The organism is Pedobacter sp. GR22-6 (assembly GCF_037402555.1).
GTDB lineage: Bacteria > Bacteroidota > Bacteroidia > Sphingobacteriales > Sphingobacteriaceae > Pedobacter.
Window position 1 is genome coordinate 846,034 of sequence record NZ_JBBEUC010000002.1, and the last position, 20,968, is coordinate 867,001.

The following is a 20,968-nucleotide window of genomic DNA, read 5'->3' on the forward strand; positions in this document are numbered from 1 at the left end:
CTATTTTACTTTGATCTCGAAAGGCATTCTTGCCTGCACACCAGATTTGGCTATGGCCGATTTCATTTGTTCGTAGATGTGGTACTGTTCGCCGAGTTCTTTTCTCGCGTAATAGGTTTTAACCTTATCTGAGCTATTTTCCATCAGCGATTTCAGTGGGTCGATCATTTCAGGATATTCCACAATTTTATAGTCCTTTATTTTCGCCTTTTTAGCTGCAGCAGTAATCGCATCGTTGAAGCTTCCGGTTCGGTCTGCCAGACCAATCTTAACGGCATCAGTACCGATCCAGACACGGCCTCCTCCAATGCTGTCTATATATGCTTTTGTTTTTTTACGTCCTTCCGCCACGCGGCTGATGAAACTATCGTATACACGGTTGACGTCAGTTTGAATGATGAGCCTTTCCCCATCGGTTAGGGGACGATTGACACTCATGATGTCTGCATATTTTCCTGTTTTAACACCGTCGAAGGTGATGCCCAGTTTGTTGTTGAGCAGATTTTGGAAATTGGGGATGACACCAAATACACCTATGGAACCGGTGATTGTATTGGGCTGTACAAAAATAGAATCTGCTGCACAAGCAATATAATAACCTCCTGAGGCGGCTACATCACCGAAAGAAGCGATAACGGGTTTTACTTTTTTGGTCAAAACTATTTCCCGCCAAATGACATCTGATGCCAGCGCACTACCACCGGGAGAGTTTACCCTCAGTACAATTGCTTTGATGTTTTTATCCAGGCGTGCCTTTCTGATCGTTCTGGAGATGCGCTCAGACCCTATGCTCTCATCGTTGCCTTCGCCGCCATTGATATCCCCGTTGGCAAAGATCACTGCAATTCTGGTATCGTTATCGATCGCCTTTTCTGCGTTCACGTTTTTGGCATAGGCGTTTATGGTAACCGTTTTGAGGTTATTCTTCTTTTCCGTGCCGCTCAGAGATTTTAGTTCGTCCAGTATTTCATCTTTATATTTAAGGCCATCGACCATCTTGTGGAACAGGGCATCTTTAGGTTGCTGGATTTTGTAATCGTCGGCAATGCGGTGGAGTGAATCTTTGGGGATCTTCCGGCTTTGTGCAATCCCGTCCAGGAAAGTATTGTACAAGCCATAAACATAGGCCGTTACCTGTTCCCGGTTCTTGTCACTCATTTTATCATTGATGAAAGGTTCCACTGCACTTTTATAGGTGCCGACCCGGATGATCTGTGCTTCTACTCCCAGTTTCTCCAAAGCACCTTTAAAGAACATCAGTTGAGAACTCAATCCTTTAAATTCGAGTGCCCCTTCCGGGTTCAGGTAAACTTTATCGGCTGCAGAAGCCAGGTAATAGGCCCCCTGAGTATATACCTCGCTATAGGCAATGATCTTTTTGCCGCCGCGTCTAAAATCCAACAGGGCATTTCTTACCTCACGCATGGTTGCGAAGCCGGCATTTGGGGAAGATACGCTGAGATATACACATTTAATTTTATCGTCTGTTTTTGCCTTTTTGAGTGATTTAATAATGTCATTGAAACCAATGCTCTTAGCTCCATCGGAACCGAGTATAGGCAGGTTGTCAAAAGTATCATCGGGAGTGCGTTCCGTGATCGCCTGGTCCAGGTTTAGGAAAAGTACCGAATTGTTGTCGACGATTACCGTTTTGTCGCCCTCGATTGAAGAAACGACCCCGACTACAATGACAACGAATAAAAGGACCAAGAGGACCGTAGATATTACAATTCCAATCACGGTAGCAAAAACATACTTGAAAAATTCTCTCATGTGGCAGTTTAATATTTAATTTGTAAATATAAGTAAACGATGCTGAGTTTACCCTGATAATTGATATGGTATTGGAGAAGAAAATAGTTTATTTGTTACTCGGAAGCAACATGGGAGATCGCATTGAAGTGATCAATGCAGCCGTCCGGGAAATCGAAAGTAAAGTGGGTAAGGTCTTGTCTAGCTCAGCCCCTTATGAGACTGCTGCCTGGGGAAAGGAAGACCAACCTTCATTTATCAACATGGCTTTGGCGGTAGAGACGATACAGAAGGCTGAGCAGGTTTTAGATACTGTTCTAGAGATAGAGCAGCGGCTGGGTAGGGTAAGGTTAGAGCGATGGGGGGCAAGGGTGATTGATATTGACCTGATTTTCTACCATAATGAAGTGATTGAAATCCCGGGAAAACTCGTTATTCCACATCCGGAGCTGCAAAACCGGAAGTTCGTGCTGGAACCGCTTGCAGAGATTGCGCCAGATCATTTACACCCCATACTTAACAAAACAGTCTCAGATATATTGAGATCTTTAGCGGATAAATTATCAGTATCAAAAATTAATTTATAGTTTTGCTTAGATGATCAACCTGGATAAAAATAATGAACCCCTGGATCTTTCTTATTTGAGAGAAATGTCCGGTGACAGCGCAGAGTTTATTATAGAAATGATAGACTTATTCAAAAGTCAGACCCCGCTTTACATTGCGGAATTACAAGCGGCAGTCAATGAAAAGGACTGGGCTAAAACAGCGGGAGTTGCCCACAAAATAAAGCCAACTTTTGTCTATGTTGGGCGTGAAGATGCCAAAGCACATATGCAAATGATAGAAGACAATGCGAATGCATTGAAAGACCTGGAAACATTACCATGGGCCTGCAGTGAGATCACCGCCTTTACAGAAGTACTTTACCGGCAATTAGATACTGCAAGGGCAGAACTGGAAAAGCAATTATAGGTTAACGGGGAATCTGTCTGAAATGCAGAATGGATAATCCGATGTAAAGCATCAGTATAAAGGGCACTGCAACGAATTGAAGTGCAACAACTAAAACCACCGAAAGCAGCAGGAATAAGTACTTCAAACGGTTGTTTTTCCATCCTTTAGTGCCGAATTTCATAGAGAAGATCCTGATCTCGCTCACCAGCAATACACTTAATATAGCCGTAAGCCCGATTAACAAAGCCGAAGAACCCAGTATGGCCGGGTAGTCTGTTTTGATGAAAGGTAGGGACACGATGAATAACGTATTCATCGGCGTATTGAGGCCAATGAAATCTTCTGTTTGCCTGGTATCAATATTGAATTTGGCCAGTCGAAGCGCTGAAAATACGGTAATGATGAAGCCGAAATAAGGAGAATATTCTGAATTGTAATCACTTTGCGCCAGCAACTGAAACATCACCACACCAGGTAGAAAGCCAAAGCTCACCATATCTGCCAGTGAATCCAGTTCTTTTCCAATATTGGATTTCACATTTAAGAGCCGGGCGGCGAAACCATCAAAGAAATCAAAGATACCTGAAAGCAGCACAAAATACGCGGCGGCTTCCAGGTTTCCTTTAAATGCATAAACAATCCCTATACAACCTGAAAACAGATTTGCACAGGTAATGGCATTGGGGATATGTTTTCTGATCATAAAAAGCTATATGGATTAGCTGTTCATGGAAATCAAAAATTCTTCATTTGATTTGGTGCCCTTGATCTGACCTTGTACAAATTCCATGGCTTCCTGTGCATTCATATCTGCCAGGTGGTTACGCAAGATCCATACACGCTGTAAAGTATCTCTGTCGTGCAACAAGTCGTCCCTTCTGGTGCTTGAGGCTGTAATGTCAATGGCAGGGAAAATACGTTTATTCGATAATTTACGATCCAATTGGAGCTCCATGTTACCGGTACCTTTAAACTCTTCAAAGATCACCTCATCCATTTTCGAACCAGTGTCTGTCAGGGCTGTAGCTAGAATGGTCAATGAACCACCTTTTTCTATATTACGTGCAGCTCCGAAGAAACGCTTTGGTTTGTGTAGGGCATTTGCATCCACACCACCTGAAAGGATTTTACCCGATGCAGGAGCAGTAGTATTGTAAGCCCTGGCCAGACGTGTAATGGAATCCAGTAAGATCACCACATCATGTCCACATTCTACCAATCTTTTGGCCTTCTCTAAAACGATATTGGCGATTTTAACGTGGCGCTCTGCCGGTTCGTCAAATGTAGAAGCGATTACTTCCGCTCTTACACTACGTGCCATATCGGTTACCTCTTCCGGACGCTCGTCGATCAATAAAATGATCAGGTATACTTCCGGGTGGTTTTTAGCGATTGCATTGGCTACTTCTTTCAGTAGGTTCGTTTTACCAGTTTTCGGCTGTGCAACGATCAAACCACGCTGACCTTTACCTATAGGCGTAAAGAGGTCAATGATGCGGGTAGAGTAGTTGTTGGTTTCCGTAAAAAGGTTCAATCTTTCCGTTGGGAACAACGGGGTCAGGTAATCGAAAGGTACGCGGTCCCTTACATCGGCAGGCAGACGTCCGTTGATCGTTTCTACCCTTACCAATGGGAAATATTTCTCACCTTCTTTAGGTGGACGTATGCTTCCTTTAACTGTGTCACCGGTTTTTAATCCAAATAGCTTGATCTGTGACTGGGAAACATAGATGTCATCCGGAGAAGACAGGTAGTTGTAGTCGGCAGATCTTAGAAAACCATATCCGTCCGGCATAATTTCCAGCACACCTTCATTGGTAATGGTGTTGTCGAAATCCAGGTTCGAATAGCTATTTTCAATCTGCTGTTTGCTATTGGTATTGTTTCCGTTGTTTTGATTCGGGTTTTTAGGTCTATTTTCTTCCCTTAGCGGTTTATTCTTTTTATCGATGAAGGGTGCAGCAGGCGTTGACTGAGGTTTAACGGGGGCCGCAACTGTTTCTGGTTGTGCAGTTTCTTCTGTTAAAACTTCAACAGGTTCTTCCGATTCAACTTGTACAGCGCTTTCGTTCTTTTCGTATGCAGGTTGTGCATCAAATAATGAAGCCCTGTTAAAAGGCATGTTTTTCGGTGCTTCTTCCTCTTTTGCGGAGATACGAATACGTTTTCTTGTAGGTTTCTCTCCGTTAGTTTCTTTTGCAGCTTTAGCTTTAGCAGGTTTTACGGGGGTATCAGCTTTTACAGGCTCAGGATCAGTTGCTACAGATGCTTCCTGTTCGGTGATCTGAGCAATTATTTCAACAAGTTCCGCTTTGCGTAACTCATCTGCATTTAGTATCCCTTGTGTTTTTGCAATCTCACGCAGTTCAGCAGTGAGTTTTTCATTCAATTCTGTTTTATTAAACATTATATAGATGTAGAGAAAATTTTAAAAATTTAACCAAGCAGAAAATGCAGCAATAAAAGATGGTGAATAACAAAATTTTATGAAGATATTCTGGAATGGTCAGATAAACTTTTAGAGAATTATGTTGCAATTGTATGTATTTGTAACTTAATCTCCAAGAAAAACTTCAAATTGTTTAAAATAAATTATAGTCAATTTTTCAAAAGCCATATTAAATCCCTGTTAAAATTGGCATCTTTGTGCCACAAATTTACCCCCTGATGAATAAAAACCAATTATTTGAGCAGATCAAAATCAAGAAATCTTTTTTGTGTGTAGGGTTGGACCCTGTATTGGAAAATCTTCCAAAGCACCTGCTAAAATACGAAAATCCAGTGTTGGAATTCAATAAGCAAATCATAGATGCAACAAAAGATCTTTGCGTGGCCTACAAACCGAATACTGCTTTTTATGAATCTATGGGCTTAAAGGGCTGGGATACCCTCCTGAAAACCTGGGCATATTTACCAAAAGATACATTGAGCATTGCTGATGCAAAGCGAGGAGATATAGGGAATACTTCTGCTATGTACGCTGATGCTTTTTTTAATGAAGAAAAATCAGGAATGGGCTTTGACGCAGTTACTGTCGCGCCTTATATGGGAAGTGATTCTGTCGGACCTTTCCTGAATTACAAAGATAAATGGGTGATTCTGCTGGCCCTCACATCCAATGCAGGACATAGTGATTTTCAGTTGCACCAGACCCCGGACGGAAAGCTGTATGAGGAGGTGATCCGTATTTCTTCCCAATGGGCAGATAGTGGCCAGTTGATGTACGTCGTTGGGGCAACCAGAGGGGCCGAATTCGAAAATATCAGAAGACTGGCTCCGGATCATTTTTTGTTGGTTCCCGGAATAGGTGCCCAGGGCGGGAGTTTGTCTGAAGTTTGTAAATATGGCCTCAATAAGGAATGCGGGTTGCTGGTCAATTCTGCGAGGGCCATTATTTATGCTGGCAATGGAGAAGATTTTGGAGAGAAAGCGCGTGAGGAAGCATTGAAAGTGCAGCAGGAGATGGAGCAGATCCTGACTGCCGCAAATCTGATATGAATAAAACCATAGATTTCAAACTGGTGGCTGCACTGGTTGCTGTAGCGCTGATCTGGGGTACTACCTACCTTGGCATCAGGATCGCGGTTGAGACCATTCCACCATGGTTTGTGGCGGCCATTCGTCAGAGCATCGCTTCACTGATCTTATTGGTCGTGTTGTTGCGAAAGGGAGAACTGGCCTGGAAAGGCTGGGCACACCTCAGGCGACAAGTGATCCTGTCTTCCCTGATGCTGGTGATCGCTAACGGAATGACTACCGTTGCGGAACAAAGTATTCCAAGCGGTTTGACTTCCCTGCTCAATGCGTTGAACCCGATATTCGTTTTCCTCGGTAGTGTAGTTATCGGAATCCAAAAGCCAACGCTCAAAGGCTTTTTGGGCGTAATCATCGGATTTCTAGGTGTTGCTTTTATTTTTAGGGATGGATTCAGTGCCTTACTGGATCCCAATTATAAAATGGGTATTGCCTTCTTATGCGTAGCCATCACGGGCTGGACTTTAGGTACACTCTATGTGAAAAAGAACAATCACAAGTCTGACCAGATCTTCTTAGATCTTTTTTATCAGTTTGTTTTTTCTGCATTGGCTCAGTTTGTACTTGCTTTCATTTTTTCAGATCAGGTAAATATACAGGCCTGGAGTGGAAAAAGCATGATGGCCGTAGTCTACCTTGCTCTTTTTGGTTCCGTGATCGCATTTTTCTGCTATCATTATGCCCTGAAGAAAGTTACGGCTACTGAAGTTTCGGTGCTTTCCTATTTCAACACCATCATTGCATTGTTCCTGGGCTGGCTGATCCTTGATGAGATCATCACTTTTGATATTGTGATCGCTACGGGATTGATCATATTGGGTGTTTTCATCACCAACTATCAAAAGCAAAAAAAAATACAGCGCATTTAGTCGGTTTGCTCCATTTCGGCTAGGTTCGCTGTAATGGTATTCACAGAGCAATTTTTATTTTTCATTTGGCAGTTCAGGTTGTTTGACTTTAAGGGACTTTCATGTGTGGGGGGAGAACTGCTGGAAGTAGTCAGTCCCGGCCTCCTGAATCAAAATGCAGGTCCTGATTTCAGTAAAGCAAAGCTGTTGATCGACGGGACATTATGGGTAGGCAATGTAGAAATTCACTTGCGGTCGTCGGACTGGTATCTTCATCACCATCAAAAAGATGCAGCCTTTGAATCGGTTATCTTACATGTCGTATATGAGCACGACCGGGAAATCTGCCGCAAGGATGGGAGTTTGATCCCGGTATTGGTATTGAAGGAACGGTTTCCTGCCGGACTGTTAGCGCGTTATCAATTGCTCCTGAATGAAAAACAAGCCTTTCCCTGTGCAAATCAGCTTCAGATTGTCGATCCGATCATCGTGGAAAGCACACTAAGCAGGTTGATTGCCGAGCGTTTCGAAGACAAATCGAATGAAATTTTAGACCGGTTAGACTTGTTGAAAGGCAATTGGGATGAGACATTTTATTTCTTCATTGCCCGGGCTTTTGGGTTTAACGTAAATGCGCAGCCCTTCGAAATGCTCGCAACATCTTTGCCCCAGCAAATTATGGCAAAACATAAAAACAGTCAATTTCAGATCGAAGCACTGACCTTCGGACAGTCGGGCCTTTTAAGATCAGATTTCACCGATACCTACCCCCGGGCATTATTCGCTGAGTATACTTTTTTACGTAAAAAATACCGCCTTCAGGAGATCAATGCGGAGGCCTGGAAATTTATGAGAATGCGGCCCCAGAATTTTCCTACCATACGTTTGGCCCAGTTCGCCTCGCTGATGGCGAGTAGTAGCCATTTATTTTCCACCATATTGGAACTGGAGGAGCTGCCGGATGTTTGCCGCTTGTTCGAAAACCTCCCGGTCAACCCTTATTGGAAGCAGCATTATCATTTCAATAAAGCCACAAAGCAGGTGAGTTTGCAATTGGGGCGTTCTTCCATACACGGCATAGTGATCAATACCATCTGTCAGCTGCTGTTTAGCTATGGGAGGTATACCGGCAATGCAATGCTGTCCGACCGGGCCTTTTCTTTTTTAACATCTTTAGCCCCCGAGCACAATACAATTATAGCTCAATACGTTAGATCAGGATTGAAGCCGGAGAATGCGATGATGAGTCAGGCCATACTACAGCTAAATAAATACTACTGCAATCAAAAAAAATGCTTAAATTGTGGTGTCGGAGTTAAAATTTTAAATAGATAAGATGTTTCAACGGATTGTTACCTTTTTTGAAAAGCAAAGTTTCGGAGTGTGTACCTATCTTGCGGTCCGATTAAATATGTCGATCAGTAAGATCAGGCTATTCTTTATTTATTCTTCATTTCTGGCGGTAGGTTTTCCGATCATCTTCTACGTGCTGGCGGCATTGGTGCTCGATGTCAGAAGGTATATGAAAAAAATCAGGATGCGGATCTGGGACGTCTAACCGTTATTCCCTCAAAATTGCCGCAATATCACTATAACCCTTTTCTTCTGCCAGGTCTGCCGGCAATTTGCCACCCTCCATTCTGATCGAGACATCAGCATTGTGTTCCAATAGCAAGATCAGGATTTCAATATCACCATACTGTGCAGCAGCGTGTAGGGGAGTGAAACCAGCCTTTTGTTTGACATTGACTTCCGCACCGGCATCAAGCAGCATTTTTGTGATGTTGTAGTGTTTTGCAGCTACAGCGGAGTGGATAGGGAACACGTTAAAGCCATTATTGGTTGGAACATTGACCTCCGCTCCCTTGTTGATGAGGATACGGACAATTTCCTCCCTGCCAAAATAAGCCGCGAGTCCCAGAGGTGTAAAACCATCGCTGGCAAAGGCATTCACCAGGGAGGGCTGTTCAGTAATCAGTTCCAGGGTATGTTCAGCCTGACCTAAAGCGCAGGCTTCAAACAAAGTAATTTCAGTGGAAAAACCGGCAATCATTGCGGCCATTTGTGGCTTTCTGTAGTAGCAAGCCAATAGAACCGGAGAGATGCCATGACTGGTTTGCTGGTCTGCCAGTTGAGGCATCTGGTTCAGAAGGTCATAGATTTCCTGAATTTTATTGTCTTCTATTAAAGCCTCTAGGGTTGAAATGTCCATCCTGAAAGTTAGTTTGAATGGACAAACTTATGTAAATTTTTTTTAAAAAATGTTCATGAATGCTAGGCAGTTTATCTAAGTTTGTTAAATAAATACTTAGAGAAAATGTCGGTAAGGGGTAATCAATTCAAATCCAATTCTTTCAAAGGCGACTCAGATGAAAAGCAGGCTGGGAAATCCCCGGGAGCCAGAAAGTTTAAGGAACGTCAGGAGATACTGCCCCGTTTTGATTTTCAGGATGGGCGTTTCATTAAGATCATTGGTCTCGTTTTTATCGTCCTCACGTTATACTTCCTGGTTGCGTTTACTTCCTATTTATTCACCTGGCAGGACGACCATAGTTATGTAATTGATGCGAATGGGGGATGGTCTAATCTGTTTAAAAGCTACGAGGAACTTCAACAGGTCAATATCCCGCCAGTGGTGCAAAACTGGTTGGGCAAGTTTGGTGCTTTGTTATCGCACCAGTTCATTTACGAATGGTTTGGTGTTTCATCCTTCCTGTTTGTTTTTGTTTTTTTTGTAATCGGCTATCGTCTGTTGTTTAAGGTCAAGATCTTTGCGCTCGAGAAAACGCTGGGTTATAGCCTCTTCTTTTTGCTGTTTATTTCCCTGAGCTTGGGCTTTTTTCATGCATTCATTTCCGACGCCCCTCATTATCTTGAAGGTCAGTTTGGTTATTGGAGCAATAAACTGCTGACAGCACAGGTCGGCATTACAGGTGTTGGCGGCTTACTGGCCTTTCTGGCCTTAAGCGTCCTGGTTGTTGCCTACAATATTGATTTTAAGATACCGGAACGAAGGACCAGCAAGGAGGTTGTGCCCGAAGTACCGGAAAACATTGAACTGGAGAATGAAGTGCTTTCCGAGCCTGTTGAGTTTACCTTGAACGACAGGTTTGCCAATTCCCGTAAAAAGGAAAAAGAACAGCAGAATATTGTGATCAGTCCTTCCAGGTTTGAGGAGAAAGTAGAAGAAGAAGCGATCATTCCGACATTTACTCCGGCGGTGAATGTCATGCATACGCCAGCTGCGGTTGTTCCTCCTCTGGCGGTTACTCCTCCAATTGAACTTAACCCGGTCGTAGATCTGTCCCATAAGCCAGAGCCTGAACTCACCATAGAGAAAACAGAGGAAGACAAAAAATCTGAAGAGCTTGTTGAGCAGTTTGGCACCTATGATCCTACATTGGACTTAGCCAGTTATAAGTATCCGCATTTGGATTTGCTGGAGAACCACGGTTCCAATAAGATCTCTGTGAATGCAGAAGAACTGGAGGCCAATAAGAATAAGATTGTCGAGACTCTGAACCATTACAATATAGAGATCGATAAGATCAAGGCGACGATTGGTCCGACTGTGACCTTATATGAGATCATTCCTGCGCCAGGCGTCAGGATTTCAAAAATAAAGAATCTGGAAGACGACATTGCTTTGAGTTTGGCCGCACTTGGGATCAGGATCATCGCACCGATGCCGGGTAAGGGAACTATCGGGATTGAGGTTCCGAACATGCATCCCGAGATGGTTTCTATGAGGAGCATACTGGCTACGGAGAAATTTCAGCAGACTACGATGGATCTGCCGATCGCCCTGGGTAAGACCATTTCCAATGAAGTGTATATTGCCGATCTGTCCAAAATGCCCCATTTACTGGTAGCGGGGGCCACGGGACAAGGTAAGTCTGTGGGGATCAATTCCATTCTTGTGTCTTTGTTGTACAAGAAACATCCTTCGCAGCTCAAATTCGTGCTGGTAGATCCTAAAAAGGTAGAGCTCACACTGTTCAATAAGATTGAGCGCCATTTTTTGGCTAAACTACCTGGAGAAGCAGATGCCATCATTACAGATACGAAGAAAGTGATCAACACGTTAAACTCGTTGTGTATTGAGATGGATCAGCGCTATGACCTTTTGAAAGATGCACAGGTGAGGAACCTGAAGGAATACAATGAGAAATTCATCAAGCGTAAGCTGAATCCAAATAATTCACACCGCTTCTTACCGTATATTGTTTTAATTGTCGACGAGTTTGCGGATTTGATGATGACAGCAGGTAAGGAAGTGGAAACACCGATCGCCCGTTTGGCACAATTGGCACGTGCCGTTGGAATCCACCTGGTACTGGCTACACAAAGGCCATCTGTAAATATCATTACGGGTACGATCAAGGCGAATTTTCCGGCCAGACTTGCTTTTAGGGTATTGTCTAAGATCGATTCCAGGACGATTCTGGATAGCGGTGGTGCAGATCAGCTCATCGGTAGGGGAGATATGTTATTGTCTACAGGAAACGACCTGATTCGTTTGCAGTGTGCTTTTGTAGACACGCCGGAGGTTGACCGGATTTCCGAATTTATCGGTGTACAGCGTGGATACCCTGAAGCCTACCAGTTGCCGGAATACATTGACGAAGCAGCTGAGAACGCTAAGGTAGAATTTGACCCTAATGACCGTGATTCTATGTTTGAAGATGCTGCCAGACTGATCGTTATGCACCAGCAGGGATCTACTTCACTGATCCAGCGCAAGTTGAAATTGGGTTACAACAGGGCTGGAAGGATCATCGATCAATTGGAGGCTGCGGGAGTGGTCGGACCTTTTGAGGGAAGTAAGGCGAGAGAGGTACTGATTCCCGATGATTACGCTTTGGAACAGTTCTTGAATGACTTAAACAACAATTGATAATTAAAAAGAGAAAGATGAAGAAGATCGTGTTGTTGTTAGTGATGATGGGCTTTGTAGTTACTGCTTACGCGCAGAATGATGCAAAAGCCAAAGCGATTTTAGCAGGAGTGAGTAAGAAATACCGTTCTTACGATATGGTAAAGGCAGATTTTACTTTTACGCTGGATAACCAGCAGGCAAAAATTAAAGAAAGTCAGCAAGGTACTTTACTCGTGAAAGCCAAGGCCAACAAGTATAAAGTGAGCATGACGGATCAGGAGTTGTTGAGTGACGGCAGGAGCCAATGGACTTATTTGAAAGATGATAATGAAGTTCAGGTGACCGATGTAGACAATGGCAGCGACGCGCTGAACCCGGCGAAGATCTTTACACTCTACGAGAGCGGATACAAGTACCTCTATACAGGTGATACCAAATCTGGTAATAAAACCTATCAGATGATCGACCTTTCTCCACTGGATACCAAGAAGTCTTTTTTTAAGATCCGGCTGAGCATAGACAAGGCCGCAAAGCAAATCTCAAATGTGCTGATTTTCGATAAAAATGGCAACAAGTATACCTACAATGTAAAATCCTTTTCAGCTGCACCGAGGTTGCCTGAAAGCATATTTGTGTTTGATACTAAAAAATATCCTGGGGTTGAGGTTGTTGATTTGAGGTAGTTTGCTATTTTTGAAGATACGATCATAACTCCTCCATTTTGAAAATCACATTTTTAGGTACAGGTACTTCACAAGGCATTCCAGTTATTACATGCAATTGCATCGTTTGTAGGTCTACAGATCACAAAGACAAGCGTTTAAGGGTATCTATACTGCTTGAGACCGCCGATAAGACCATGGTGATCGACAGTGGTCCTGATTTTCGGTACCAGATGCTCCGTGCGGGTGTGAAGGACTTGGATGCGATCTTATATACCCATGAGCATAAAGACCATGTCGCGGGATTGGACGACATCAGGCCATTCAACTATCTCCTGAAAAAGAATATTGATATTTACGCTACTGAGCGGGTGCAACAGGCATTAAAGAAAGAATTTTCTTACATATTTTCCGATGTCAGGTATCCTGGTTTACCACAAATTGACATGCATACCATCGATGGGGATGTTTTCAACATTGGAGAAACACCGATCATCCCTTTAGAGATTATGCACTACAGATTGCCGATCCTTGGATTCAGAATTGGCGAATTTACCTACATCACGGATGCCAAGACCATCTCTGATGAAACAGTAGCCAAAGTTCGTGGGACTAAAATATTGGTTGTTAATGCCTTGCAGAAGGAAGAGCACATTTCTCATTTTACGTTGGACGAAGCCATAGCATTCGCTGCAAAAATTGGAGCTGAAACAACTTATCTAACTCACATTAGCCATAATATGGGTTTACATGAATCTGTGGAAAAAGATTTACCGCCAAATATAAAATTAGCGTATGATGGCTTGACATTATACAGCGAATAGTTTATGTTTGCAACTCCAAATACCCGGGTGGCGAAATTGGTAGACGCACCAGCTTGAGGGGCTGGCGCTGGCAACGGCGTGGCAGTTCGAATCTGCTCTCGGGTACATTCAACCTATCCAATATTGGATAAGTTCTCCGAAGATAATTGCATCGGATTTATAAAATGCCTTCAGTTGATGCTGAGGGCATTTTTGTTTCACTGTTAACTTATATCTCTTCCCGTCTTTAGCAGTTATCAAGGAATGCTTGACAACTGTACGTTTGGATCTTTAAAAAGCGAGCTTTTCTTGCATTGTTCAAAACTATTCTTAATTTTGCATAACTGGTTATGTAAATAGTAATGATATATGGAGATATTTGAAAAAACTGGCAAATCTGCTTTGGGAAGTCGATTGAGGCTGTTTAGTTCTATGATTACCGATGATGCGGCAAAAATTTACAAATGGTACGGTCTGGATTTTGCCCCAAAATGGTTTCCGGTGTTTTTCGTGCTGGCTCAAGACAGTGAAAAAACCATTACAGAAATCGCAGTTGAAATCGGACATTCACAGCCCTCTGTTAGTAAGATTGTGAGAGAAATGACAAATGCCGGGCTGGTAAAGGAAAATCAGGAATCTTCTGATAAACGCCGCAATGTGGTGGCACTAACTGAAAAAGGTAGATCATTTTCAGCTAAATTGACGCTGCAATTAGCAGATGTAGATGCTGCGATAGAAGGGGTGATTAGTGAAGCCCGGCACAACCTGTGGGAAGCCCTGGCAGAATGGGAATTTCTTTTGGAACAGAAATCATTGCTCAAAAGAGTACAGGAGCAGCGTAAGCTTCGGGAGAGCAAAGATGTTCAGATCGTTCCCTATAGCGAACGATATCAAACTGCTTTTAAATCGCTTAATGAACAATGGATTTCTACTTATTTTGAAATCGAAGAGGCAGATACTAAAGCGTTGGACAATCCCAAATCTTATATTCTGGATAAAGGAGGGAAAATCTTTGTGGCATTATACAAAGGGCAGCCAGTAGGTGTATGTGCGCTAATTAAGATGGATGATCCTGATTACCAGTATGAAATGGCAAAGATGGCTGTCTCTCCTGATGTACAGGGTAAAAGTATAGGCTGGTTGCTGGGACAGGCCGTAGTTGCCGAAGCGAAGAGTCTGGGCGCAGCAAAACTCTATTTAGAAAGCAATACTTTATTAAAACCAGCGATCAATTTATACCACAAACTGGGTTTTAAAAAAGTTGTCGGACGGTCAACACCTTATGTGCGTTGCAATATTCAAATGGAATTGATATTAACCAATTAAATCTCATCAAGCTTTACCAGTCAATACCTCTTTCTGGTCATATTCGAATTTATCAAAATTTAAATATGCCAGATAAAAAACAAAATGGCTTCCAGACCAACCAGTACGATAAGTTATTAAAGGAAAATCTAGAACAAACCATGCCGGTGATCATCAGGGATGTTCTGCACCTTGATATTGTTTACAGCGAGGAAATACCGGACGACATACAGCACACCAAGGAGCGAAAGCCAGATGCACTGAAAAAAGTAAACTGCCCTGCAATCCATTGTAAGTGAGATCAACAAGGGCACAGTAAGTGAACTCACAAAAGAAAAATATTTTAAACAATTGCGTATATTTGTACAGTTGCGTACACATATTGAACAACCTTTAAATAAAGTTATGCAGTCCATATCCACATTTTTTAAAGAAGAAAAAGACTTTTTATATCGCAAAGGAAAAGAACTCGGCGAGCAAACCGGAAGGGCTAAAAAAGCCCGTGCTGTCGTTGAAAACTTGCTCACCAAGGCTGGCTTCTCCGATGAAAATGCCGCAGAAATTGCAGAGGTGTCATTAGAATTTGTTCAGCAGATCAGAGCTGAACTGGGTACGAAAAAATAATAAATCATACAAGAAAATAGTAAAAATCCTGCGAGCCGCTTCAAAGAGCGGCTTTTTTTTGATTCATTACAAAATGCTGGCCGCTTTCGGGCTCGACTAAACAATGCGGCGTACTTTGATATAAATCCTTATCTTACTGCACAATTCCGAATATCCCATGAAGACTAAAAACATCGCTCCAATCCTAATCTTCCTGCTGAGCATTATCTTTTGTAATACCCAGGCACAGCAGTTTAATAAACTCAAACTCGATAGCTTCTTCCAGGCCCTCGCTACCAACAATCAGGTCATGGGCAGTATACTAATTACCAAAGAAGGCAAGTCTGTTTACGAAAAAATTATCGGCTACAGTCAAGTCGAGGGGGACAAGAAGATTCCCGCTACCTTAAAAACGCAATATCGGATTGGATCTATTTCCAAGACCTTTACCGCGGTGATGATCTTTCAACTGATTGAGGAAAAGAAAATTACGCTGGACACCAGGCTTTCCAAGTTTTTTCCCCAGATGCCCAATGCAGATCGCATTACCATGGCGCACCTGCTGAGCCATACCAGCGGCCTTTCCGATCATGTCAGTGAAAATCGGGAATGGATCACCGATGCGCATACCAGGGCAGAATTGCTGGATAAAATTGCGAGTGTTAAACCGCATTTTGAGCCGGGAACAAAACAGCAGTATTCCAATGGCGGTTTCCTGCTGCTTGGTTATATCATAGAAAAGCTTAGTGGCAAGAGCTATCAAGAAGCCTTGAAGCAAAGGATCATCGACAAGATTGGCTTGAAAAGCACTGTTGCAGCAACAATCAATAACAGCCAGACGCTGGAAGCCAGACCTTATTCCTTTAACGGGTCCTGGCTGCCGATCAAGGACATCTATTTTCCCAATATCGTTGGAGTCGGTGATATCCTGTCTACTCCGCAAGATTTGTCCGTATTTATCAACTCGCTCGCTACAGGAAAATTGCTTAGCGCGCAGAGCTACAATCAGATGAAGACTTTCGATGGCAATAACCTATTCGGGATGGGGCTGATCAGGGCGCCTTTTTACGAAAAAATGCTGCTAGGCCACAATGGTGGTACTTATGGAAGTTATAGTGTCGTGTACTTGGCTCCGGAAGATGGCGTTACGTTTGCGATCACCACCAATGGGATGAATTACGTATTGAATGATGTTTTGCTCGTGCTGCTCAAAGCCTATTATAACCGCCCTTACGAGCTACCCATACAACTGAAAACCGAAGACCTGGATGAATTGCTCGGAAATTATCAAAGCGAAGAAATGCCTTTAAAAATTTCCATCACCAAGTCGGGATCAACCTTAGTTGCCCAGGCTAGCGGTCAGCAAGCTTTTTCACTGGAAACCGTAAACAGAAATGATTTTAAGCGTGCACAATTTGACGTACTGCTGAAGTTCGACCGTGCCAAAAGGGAAATGATTTTAGTGCAGGCTGGGAAAAGCTATAGGTATGTGCTGGTCAGGTAGGGCAAGCTTAGGGTCTGGAACAGCGCGCCTTCGCATCCCTTTCCTGTCATGAAGATCTGCGCTTCTGGCCGGAATGTAGCAATTATGAAGTTGCTACGAGGCGGATCTGGAGCAGTTCCCTTTCAGAGCAGGAAGCTTTCTTAACAAGATCAGAATACTCGTTTAGGAAAAAAAATCTGCAAACATTACCATTATCCCATCAGATATAAGTAACATTGCCGAAACAATTTCTTATTTTAGTTCAAGGGATATTTATATACCATGGCTGCTTATCGCGCATATACAGATCAGGAACTGGTTGCTTTGTTAAAGCAGGCGGACAGGCTGGCTTTTACAGAAGTTTTCAACCGTTACAGTCCCTTGCTCTATAAACATACCTACAATAAACTCCGCAGTGCTGCGGAATCTGAAGACATTGTGCAGGAAATTTTCGCGAAGCTCTGGGGCCGGCATGAAGAACTGAATGAAGATGCGCTAAACCTGAGTGCGTACCTCTACACCATTGCCCGCAATGCGGTATTCGACCTGCTGCGGCGAAAGAGCCATGTAGACCATTATGCGGCCTCTTATGGTCAATTTGTGGAGGGAAACTATGTGGAGACGGACGCGCTGGTGCGGGAAAGGCAGCTTTCTGCGATCATTGAACTTGAAATCGCGGCTTTGCCGCCACGCATGCGCGAGGTTTTTAACCTGCGCAGAATTGAAAACCTCTCCAACAAAGAAATTGCCGAGCGTATGGGGCTCTCGGAACATACCGTGAAGGACCAAATGAAAAAGGCGATCAGGACATTAAAGCCAAGGATAGGGCTGATGCTGGTGATGATGTATTTAATAAAGTGATCGCTACGCAGATAGTATTATTTTTATTTCCTATAGAGAATACGTATTTTTGTTTAAAACACACGTGCATGACAACGAAATTAACATTAACAGTAGAAGAGAGCGTTATAAAGAAAGCAAAATCTTATGCAAAGCAAACTGGCAGAAGCTTATCTGAGTTAATTGAAAAGTATTTAGAGACACTAATAGCTGAACACCAGGGGACAAAAGAGATTTCTCCTAAGCTTAAAAAGTTGGTGGGATCGGTTAAACTTCCAGCAAATTTCGATGAAAAGGAAGTGTTAAGCACCTATTTTGAAAGCAAGCACCTATGAGAAATGTATTTGTTGACACAAATATTTTAATCGACCTTCTCGCTGATAGGCCTCCTTTCAGTAAGTTTGCAATAGAAATATTTGATTTGGCAGAGCAGAAGAAAGTTCAACTTTATACTTCTTCCCATTCTTTTGCTACAACGCATTATTTGTTGAAAAAGCACATTGGTGAAAAAGAATTAAGAGAAGTGCTTTACGCTCTTCTTGATTTTATAGCCGTAATTTCCGTTGATATTTCGATTATCAAAAAAAGCCTATTATCCAATCATAAAGATTTTGAAGATGCAATTCAAATATATGCTGCAAATTCAGTTCCAGATATCGAATTTATCGTTACCAGGAATTTAAAAGATTTTAAAGATGCAGGAATAGCTGTGCTACCACCAGATGAAATAATCAATTTTTTATAGCTAAGTGTGCTATAATTTTTTTTTCACACCCTATCCCCACTTCTCATTTCTGAAACGTCTTACATATTAGAAGGTCGAAAAACCTATAAGATATGGAAGCAAAAGAGTTTAAAGCGCTATTGAACAGATACCATGAAGGCAAGACTGGAGGTTTCGGCAATACTGTCCACCTGATTTCGGAATCCGCTGTCCAGCCATTTCGCTGCAAAATGTCCACTAATTTCAGCCAAAGTATCCACTTGACTGATTTTAAAGGCTTTGAATCATCATTTATATGGGGTCTGCATTCCTGGTCTGCTGAGCAGTTTCAGAAAGCTCAGCGTACTGAAAATAGGGTAAAATCTGGATTCTAAACACAGAGTTATAAAGAATTGAATTGGGGAGGCTACTAACGCTTATCTAAGCGCATTTATCAGGCAGAAATACCTAGCGCCAGGTCCAGGGGATCCAGAAAGCGTTGGGTGAAAATTGACTGGACACTTTGGCCCGAAAAGAGGTGGATACTATCTCCGAAATCTCCAAAATACGGTTTATTATGTGCGCAACGGGAAACAAGTAGCGCGGAAACTGGGCAAGATCGAAAAGCCCGCTACGCCTGCGCAGCAGACCTGTAGGCAAAGGCTGAAAGTGCTCAGTGTGTTTTTCAAACCTGTAAAAGCTTTCATCAATGCGGGTTTTGCAAAGCTGGTGGCAGGCACTGCGGCTTTTCCTTACAATGCCGCAGTAAAATACAATCTGCAACAGGCTACGGTTGGTGCGTATCCGGATGTGAAATTGAATTATGCGAAGATAGTGCTCAGTAAAGGGAACCTGCTGCCTGCTTCCAATCTTCTACTGAACAAGGAAGTCGATGGACTTCGCTTTACTTGGGAGAATACCGGCATGGACTATCAGGACAGATATCATGGGGTAATGGTCCTGGTGTATTTTCCGGAAGGGCCAGAGGCCTTATGTATGCTGAATGCCGGACAAAGACAGGAAGGGACGGTGTTTTTGGCACTGGATGCACTCAGGCTGCAAAAGGAGTTACATTGTTATTTGGCTTTCATCAGTGAGGACAGGTATGAAGTGAGTAATAGCCAATATGTAGGTTTTATGGAAGAAATCAATTGATCAAATAATTAAATCATGAAAATTTTAAGCGTTAATTCGAAATTTTATACCGGTTCCAAGTCTGAAGACTTGAACCAGAGTACTGAAGACTTGAAACAGAGTCGTGAAGGCCTGAAACAGAATGCTGAAGACCTGAAACAGAGTCGTGAAGACTTGAAACAGAGTGCTGAAGACCTGAAACGATATACTGGATCAAGTCTTCCTGACTTGATCTTAGCCAAACTTCCCTATTTGTTCTTCGGACTGCTGCTCCTGATTTGGTTTGCGGTGCCGGGGATCATAGGGCGCTTTGATCCGACGGCCGCTGCGGTGGATCCCAGCATATGGATGCTCCTGATCTTTTCCATCATCAGCTATTTCCTGTTGCTCGGCATCAGCATCTGGCTGTTGCGGACCATATGCCAGGCGTTGGGGCTACCCGAAATGAATACGATGGTTTCAAAATTTAACAACCTGCAATCATGGCAACAGCTAAAATTCTGCTTTGCGCTTTTTGCTTTGCTCTTACTGGCTGCAGTGGGGGTACTGAGCGCAATTATTTAGCACAGCCCAACGCTTACCATCCTATCGGAACTGCTCTCTATGTCAACGACGGGAGACATATCCTGAATTTCAAAACTGATCACAATGTTGATGAACATTATCGGCGCATTGTCGATGCCGCCAGAAAGGAAATCGGCACTCGTGAGGGCAATGTTCCGAACACTGGGCCAAAAGTATCTGCTTACCTCAGCTATGTCGGCATCAAAACAGCCGCTCCATGGTGTGCAGCATGGCTTTCTTATGTGTTTGGACAGGCAGGCTATGCGCAGCCTAAGACAGCTTGGTGCCCGTCCTTGTTTCCTGCTTCGAGACAGGTCAGGGAGGCGAGGGATGGCCTCGTACTGGGTATTTATTTCGCCCATCTAGGCCGCCTGGGGCACTGCGGGATCATTGAGCGTGTCAACGGATCGTACATCATGTCGATCGAGGGCAATACTTCGGCGGCCAACGAACGCGACGGCGATGGCGTGTGGAGAAAACTGCGCCACAAGCGCAGCATCAGGTGTTATGCGGACTGGATCAGGAAACGGAATTGACACTGTCTTCATAGGTAGGGCCATACATTCCCGGAACTTTATTGCCGGTAGCACGAAGGTAAACGATCATTTCACCACGGTGGTGGTAGATGTGATTGAAGAGAAAGCCTCGCGACACCATACCCCGGGGCAAAGGACCTAAAACGACTTTGTCCCCGACCTTCATGGTCCAGTTGTCTAGTAGTTTTTGCTCTGTAAGCGACTGAAGGGCAAGCCTGGCTTTCTCTACATTACTTTCAAAAAGTGCTAAAGTAGCTTTAATGTCCCCCGGTTCGCCACGTTCCAAATTGTCGGCGGCCATGTCGTAAACATCCTTGGTAAGCGTGCCTACATACCAATAGTAGATCGTGGCGATGTGCTGGGCA

The 20,968-nt window shown here is 43.4% G+C and carries 25 protein-coding genes and 1 tRNA gene; 21 read left to right on the forward strand and 5 right to left on the reverse strand.

Annotated elements, in window-relative coordinates; genetic code table 11:
• On the reverse strand, positions 1–1,773 hold the full coding sequence (gene sppA / locus WAE59_RS11175) for a signal peptide peptidase SppA (protein ID WP_337856043.1): 1,773 nt from the start codon (positions 1,771–1,773) through the stop codon (positions 1–3).
• A 65-nt stretch (positions 1,774–1,838) separates the two neighbouring features.
• Here sppA and folK point away from each other — a divergent pair, with 65 nt between their 5' ends.
• Both folK and WAE59_RS11185 read left to right on the forward strand, forming a co-directional pair.
• A complete protein-coding gene (gene folK / locus WAE59_RS11180) occupies positions 1,839–2,339 on the forward strand; it encodes a 2-amino-4-hydroxy-6-hydroxymethyldihydropteridine diphosphokinase (protein ID WP_337856044.1) in 501 nt (166 codons plus the stop codon).
• 10 nt (positions 2,340–2,349) lie between these two features.
• The gene (locus WAE59_RS11185; RefSeq protein WP_337856045.1) at positions 2,350–2,727 is read left to right on the forward strand and encodes an Hpt domain-containing protein; all 378 of its coding nucleotides are present in this window, start codon (positions 2,350–2,352) and stop codon (positions 2,725–2,727) included.
• A 1-nt stretch (position 2,728) separates the two neighbouring features.
• On the opposite strand, the gene pssA is transcribed toward WAE59_RS11185, so the two are convergent.
• Both pssA and rho read right to left on the reverse strand, forming a co-directional pair.
• On the reverse strand, positions 2,729–3,412 hold the full coding sequence (pssA, locus tag WAE59_RS11190; protein ID WP_337856046.1) for a CDP-diacylglycerol--serine O-phosphatidyltransferase: 684 nt from the start codon (positions 3,410–3,412) through the stop codon (positions 2,729–2,731).
• 15 nt (positions 3,413–3,427) lie between these two features.
• Positions 3,428–5,116: a transcription termination factor Rho gene (gene rho / locus WAE59_RS11195; RefSeq protein WP_337856047.1), complete on the reverse strand. Its 1,689-nt coding sequence runs from the start codon at positions 5,114–5,116 to the stop codon at positions 3,428–3,430.
• Positions 5,117–5,376: 260 nt separating this feature from the next.
• On the opposite strand from rho, the gene pyrF reads away from it, so the two are divergent.
• Genes pyrF through WAE59_RS11215 form a run of 4 tightly spaced genes read left to right on the forward strand, consistent with a single transcriptional unit; the run spans position 5,377 to position 8,649 of the window.
• Positions 5,377–6,207: an orotidine-5'-phosphate decarboxylase gene (pyrF, locus tag WAE59_RS11200; RefSeq protein ID WP_337856048.1), complete on the forward strand. Its 831-nt coding sequence runs from the start codon at positions 5,377–5,379 to the stop codon at positions 6,205–6,207.
• A complete protein-coding gene (locus tag WAE59_RS11205; RefSeq protein ID WP_337856049.1) occupies positions 6,204–7,112 on the forward strand; it encodes a DMT family transporter in 909 nt (302 codons plus the stop codon). Before pyrF ends, WAE59_RS11205 begins: the two co-directional genes overlap by 4 nt.
• A 33-nt stretch (positions 7,113–7,145) precedes the next feature.
• Complete coding sequence (locus WAE59_RS11210) at positions 7,146–8,426, forward strand: DUF2851 family protein (RefSeq protein WP_337856050.1); 1,281 nt, start codon at positions 7,146–7,148, stop codon at positions 8,424–8,426.
• A gap of 1 nt (position 8,427) precedes the next feature.
• On the forward strand, positions 8,428–8,649 hold the full coding sequence (locus WAE59_RS11215) for a PspC domain-containing protein (protein ID WP_337856051.1): 222 nt from the start codon (positions 8,428–8,430) through the stop codon (positions 8,647–8,649).
• 3 nt (positions 8,650–8,652) lie between these two features.
• Here WAE59_RS11215 and WAE59_RS11220 read toward each other — a convergent pair whose 3' ends face one another.
• Positions 8,653–9,303, reverse strand: a complete 651-nt coding sequence (locus WAE59_RS11220) for an ankyrin repeat domain-containing protein (protein ID WP_337856052.1) — start codon at positions 9,301–9,303, stop codon at positions 8,653–8,655.
• Positions 9,304–9,408: 105 nt separating this feature from the next.
• Between WAE59_RS11220 and WAE59_RS11225 the strand changes: the two genes are divergently transcribed.
• From WAE59_RS11225 to WAE59_RS11295, 15 genes are all read left to right on the forward strand, one after another.
• The gene (locus tag WAE59_RS11225) at positions 9,409–11,988 is read left to right on the forward strand and encodes an FtsK/SpoIIIE family DNA translocase (RefSeq protein ID WP_337856053.1); all 2,580 of its coding nucleotides are present in this window, start codon (positions 9,409–9,411) and stop codon (positions 11,986–11,988) included.
• A gap of 17 nt (positions 11,989–12,005) precedes the next feature.
• Positions 12,006–12,653 (forward strand): LolA family protein, encoded by a 648-nt coding sequence (locus WAE59_RS11230; protein WP_337856054.1) that lies wholly within the window; start codon positions 12,006–12,008, stop codon positions 12,651–12,653.
• A 38-nt stretch (positions 12,654–12,691) separates the two neighbouring features.
• Positions 12,692–13,456: an MBL fold metallo-hydrolase gene (locus tag WAE59_RS11235; protein ID WP_337856055.1), complete on the forward strand. Its 765-nt coding sequence runs from the start codon at positions 12,692–12,694 to the stop codon at positions 13,454–13,456.
• Between the two features lie 21 nt (positions 13,457–13,477).
• Positions 13,478–13,561: transfer RNA gene (locus WAE59_RS11240), tRNA-Leu, on the forward strand.
• 243 nt (positions 13,562–13,804) lie between these two features.
• Positions 13,805–14,761 (forward strand): bifunctional helix-turn-helix transcriptional regulator/GNAT family N-acetyltransferase, encoded by a 957-nt coding sequence (locus tag WAE59_RS11245; RefSeq protein ID WP_337856056.1) that lies wholly within the window; start codon positions 13,805–13,807, stop codon positions 14,759–14,761.
• A 65-nt stretch (positions 14,762–14,826) separates the two neighbouring features.
• Positions 14,827–15,039, forward strand: coding sequence for a hypothetical protein (locus WAE59_RS11250; protein ID WP_337856057.1), 213 nt, complete (start codon positions 14,827–14,829; stop codon positions 15,037–15,039).
• A gap of 106 nt (positions 15,040–15,145) precedes the next feature.
• Positions 15,146–15,364 (forward strand): hypothetical protein, encoded by a 219-nt coding sequence (locus WAE59_RS11255; RefSeq protein ID WP_337856058.1) that lies wholly within the window; start codon positions 15,146–15,148, stop codon positions 15,362–15,364.
• Between the two features lie 157 nt (positions 15,365–15,521).
• Entirely contained in the window at positions 15,522–16,847 is a 1,326-nt protein-coding gene (locus WAE59_RS11260; RefSeq protein WP_337856059.1) for a serine hydrolase domain-containing protein, read from the forward strand.
• A gap of 261 nt (positions 16,848–17,108) precedes the next feature.
• Positions 17,109–17,687 carry an RNA polymerase sigma factor gene (locus WAE59_RS11265; protein ID WP_337856060.1) on the forward strand — a complete coding sequence of 193 codons (579 nt, stop codon included), beginning with the start codon at positions 17,109–17,111 and terminating at the stop codon, positions 17,685–17,687.
• Between the two features lie 68 nt (positions 17,688–17,755).
• Positions 17,756–18,001: a DUF6364 family protein gene (locus WAE59_RS11270; protein ID WP_337856061.1), complete on the forward strand. Its 246-nt coding sequence runs from the start codon at positions 17,756–17,758 to the stop codon at positions 17,999–18,001.
• Positions 17,998–18,411 (forward strand): type II toxin-antitoxin system VapC family toxin, encoded by a 414-nt coding sequence (locus WAE59_RS11275; protein WP_337856062.1) that lies wholly within the window; start codon positions 17,998–18,000, stop codon positions 18,409–18,411. Before WAE59_RS11270 ends, WAE59_RS11275 begins: the two co-directional genes overlap by 4 nt.
• A gap of 92 nt (positions 18,412–18,503) precedes the next feature.
• On the forward strand, positions 18,504–18,764 hold the full coding sequence (locus tag WAE59_RS11280; RefSeq protein WP_337856063.1) for a hypothetical protein: 261 nt from the start codon (positions 18,504–18,506) through the stop codon (positions 18,762–18,764).
• Between the two features lie 115 nt (positions 18,765–18,879).
• On the forward strand, positions 18,880–19,524 hold the full coding sequence (locus WAE59_RS11285) for a DUF6266 family protein (RefSeq protein WP_337856064.1): 645 nt from the start codon (positions 18,880–18,882) through the stop codon (positions 19,522–19,524).
• Positions 19,525–19,539: 15 nt separating this feature from the next.
• Positions 19,540–20,067, forward strand: coding sequence for a hypothetical protein (locus tag WAE59_RS11290; protein ID WP_337856065.1), 528 nt, complete (start codon positions 19,540–19,542; stop codon positions 20,065–20,067).
• Positions 19,986–20,603 (forward strand): peptidoglycan-binding protein, encoded by a 618-nt coding sequence (locus WAE59_RS11295; protein WP_337856066.1) that lies wholly within the window; start codon positions 19,986–19,988, stop codon positions 20,601–20,603. Before WAE59_RS11290 ends, WAE59_RS11295 begins: the two co-directional genes overlap by 82 nt.
• Here WAE59_RS11295 and WAE59_RS11300 read toward each other — a convergent pair.
• A complete protein-coding gene (locus tag WAE59_RS11300) occupies positions 20,587–20,958 on the reverse strand; it encodes a DinB family protein (RefSeq protein ID WP_337856553.1) in 372 nt (123 codons plus the stop codon). The genes WAE59_RS11295 and WAE59_RS11300 overlap by 17 nt on opposite strands.
• Positions 20,959–20,968: the final 10 nt, after the last annotated feature.

What these genes read in the sequence shown, in the direction of transcription:
- folK (WP_337856044.1), top strand. Translation starts at nt 1,839, where the DNA reads ATGGTATTGGAGAAGAAAATAGTTTATTTGTTACTCGGAAGCAACATG.
- WAE59_RS11225 (WP_337856053.1), top strand. Translation starts at nt 9,409, where the DNA reads ATGTCGGTAAGGGGTAATCAATTCAAATCCAATTCTTTCAAAGGCGAC.
- pyrF (WP_337856048.1), top strand. Translation starts at nt 5,377, where the DNA reads ATGAATAAAAACCAATTATTTGAGCAGATCAAAATCAAGAAATCTTTT.
- WAE59_RS11185 (WP_337856045.1), top strand. Translation starts at nt 2,350, where the DNA reads ATGATCAACCTGGATAAAAATAATGAACCCCTGGATCTTTCTTATTTG.
- WAE59_RS11205 (WP_337856049.1), top strand. Translation starts at nt 6,204, where the DNA reads ATGAATAAAACCATAGATTTCAAACTGGTGGCTGCACTGGTTGCTGTA.
- WAE59_RS11290 (WP_337856065.1), top strand. Translation starts at nt 19,540, where the DNA reads ATGAAAATTTTAAGCGTTAATTCGAAATTTTATACCGGTTCCAAGTCT.
- WAE59_RS11245 (WP_337856056.1), top strand. Translation starts at nt 13,805, where the DNA reads ATGGAGATATTTGAAAAAACTGGCAAATCTGCTTTGGGAAGTCGATTG.
- WAE59_RS11280 (WP_337856063.1), top strand. Translation starts at nt 18,504, where the DNA reads ATGGAAGCAAAAGAGTTTAAAGCGCTATTGAACAGATACCATGAAGGC.
- WAE59_RS11260 (WP_337856059.1), top strand. Translation starts at nt 15,522, where the DNA reads ATGAAGACTAAAAACATCGCTCCAATCCTAATCTTCCTGCTGAGCATT.
- WAE59_RS11255 (WP_337856058.1), top strand. Translation starts at nt 15,146, where the DNA reads ATGCAGTCCATATCCACATTTTTTAAAGAAGAAAAAGACTTTTTATAT.
- WAE59_RS11275 (WP_337856062.1), top strand. Translation starts at nt 17,998, where the DNA reads ATGAGAAATGTATTTGTTGACACAAATATTTTAATCGACCTTCTCGCT.
- sppA (WP_337856043.1), bottom strand. Translation starts at nt 1,773, where the DNA reads ATGAGAGAATTTTTCAAGTATGTTTTTGCTACCGTGATTGGAATTGTA.
- pssA (WP_337856046.1), bottom strand. Translation starts at nt 3,412, where the DNA reads ATGATCAGAAAACATATCCCCAATGCCATTACCTGTGCAAATCTGTTT.
- WAE59_RS11270 (WP_337856061.1), top strand. Translation starts at nt 17,756, where the DNA reads ATGACAACGAAATTAACATTAACAGTAGAAGAGAGCGTTATAAAGAAA.
- WAE59_RS11220 (WP_337856052.1), bottom strand. Translation starts at nt 9,303, where the DNA reads ATGGACATTTCAACCCTAGAGGCTTTAATAGAAGACAATAAAATTCAG.
- WAE59_RS11295 (WP_337856066.1), top strand. Translation starts at nt 19,986, where the DNA reads ATGGCAACAGCTAAAATTCTGCTTTGCGCTTTTTGCTTTGCTCTTACT.
- WAE59_RS11215 (WP_337856051.1), top strand. Translation starts at nt 8,428, where the DNA reads ATGTTTCAACGGATTGTTACCTTTTTTGAAAAGCAAAGTTTCGGAGTG.
- WAE59_RS11210 (WP_337856050.1), top strand. Translation starts at nt 7,146, where the DNA reads ATGGTATTCACAGAGCAATTTTTATTTTTCATTTGGCAGTTCAGGTTG.
- rho (WP_337856047.1), bottom strand. Translation starts at nt 5,116, where the DNA reads ATGTTTAATAAAACAGAATTGAATGAAAAACTCACTGCTGAACTGCGT.
- WAE59_RS11230 (WP_337856054.1), top strand. Translation starts at nt 12,006, where the DNA reads ATGAAGAAGATCGTGTTGTTGTTAGTGATGATGGGCTTTGTAGTTACT.
- WAE59_RS11250 (WP_337856057.1), top strand. Translation starts at nt 14,827, where the DNA reads ATGCCAGATAAAAAACAAAATGGCTTCCAGACCAACCAGTACGATAAG.
- WAE59_RS11265 (WP_337856060.1), top strand. Translation starts at nt 17,109, where the DNA reads ATGGCTGCTTATCGCGCATATACAGATCAGGAACTGGTTGCTTTGTTA.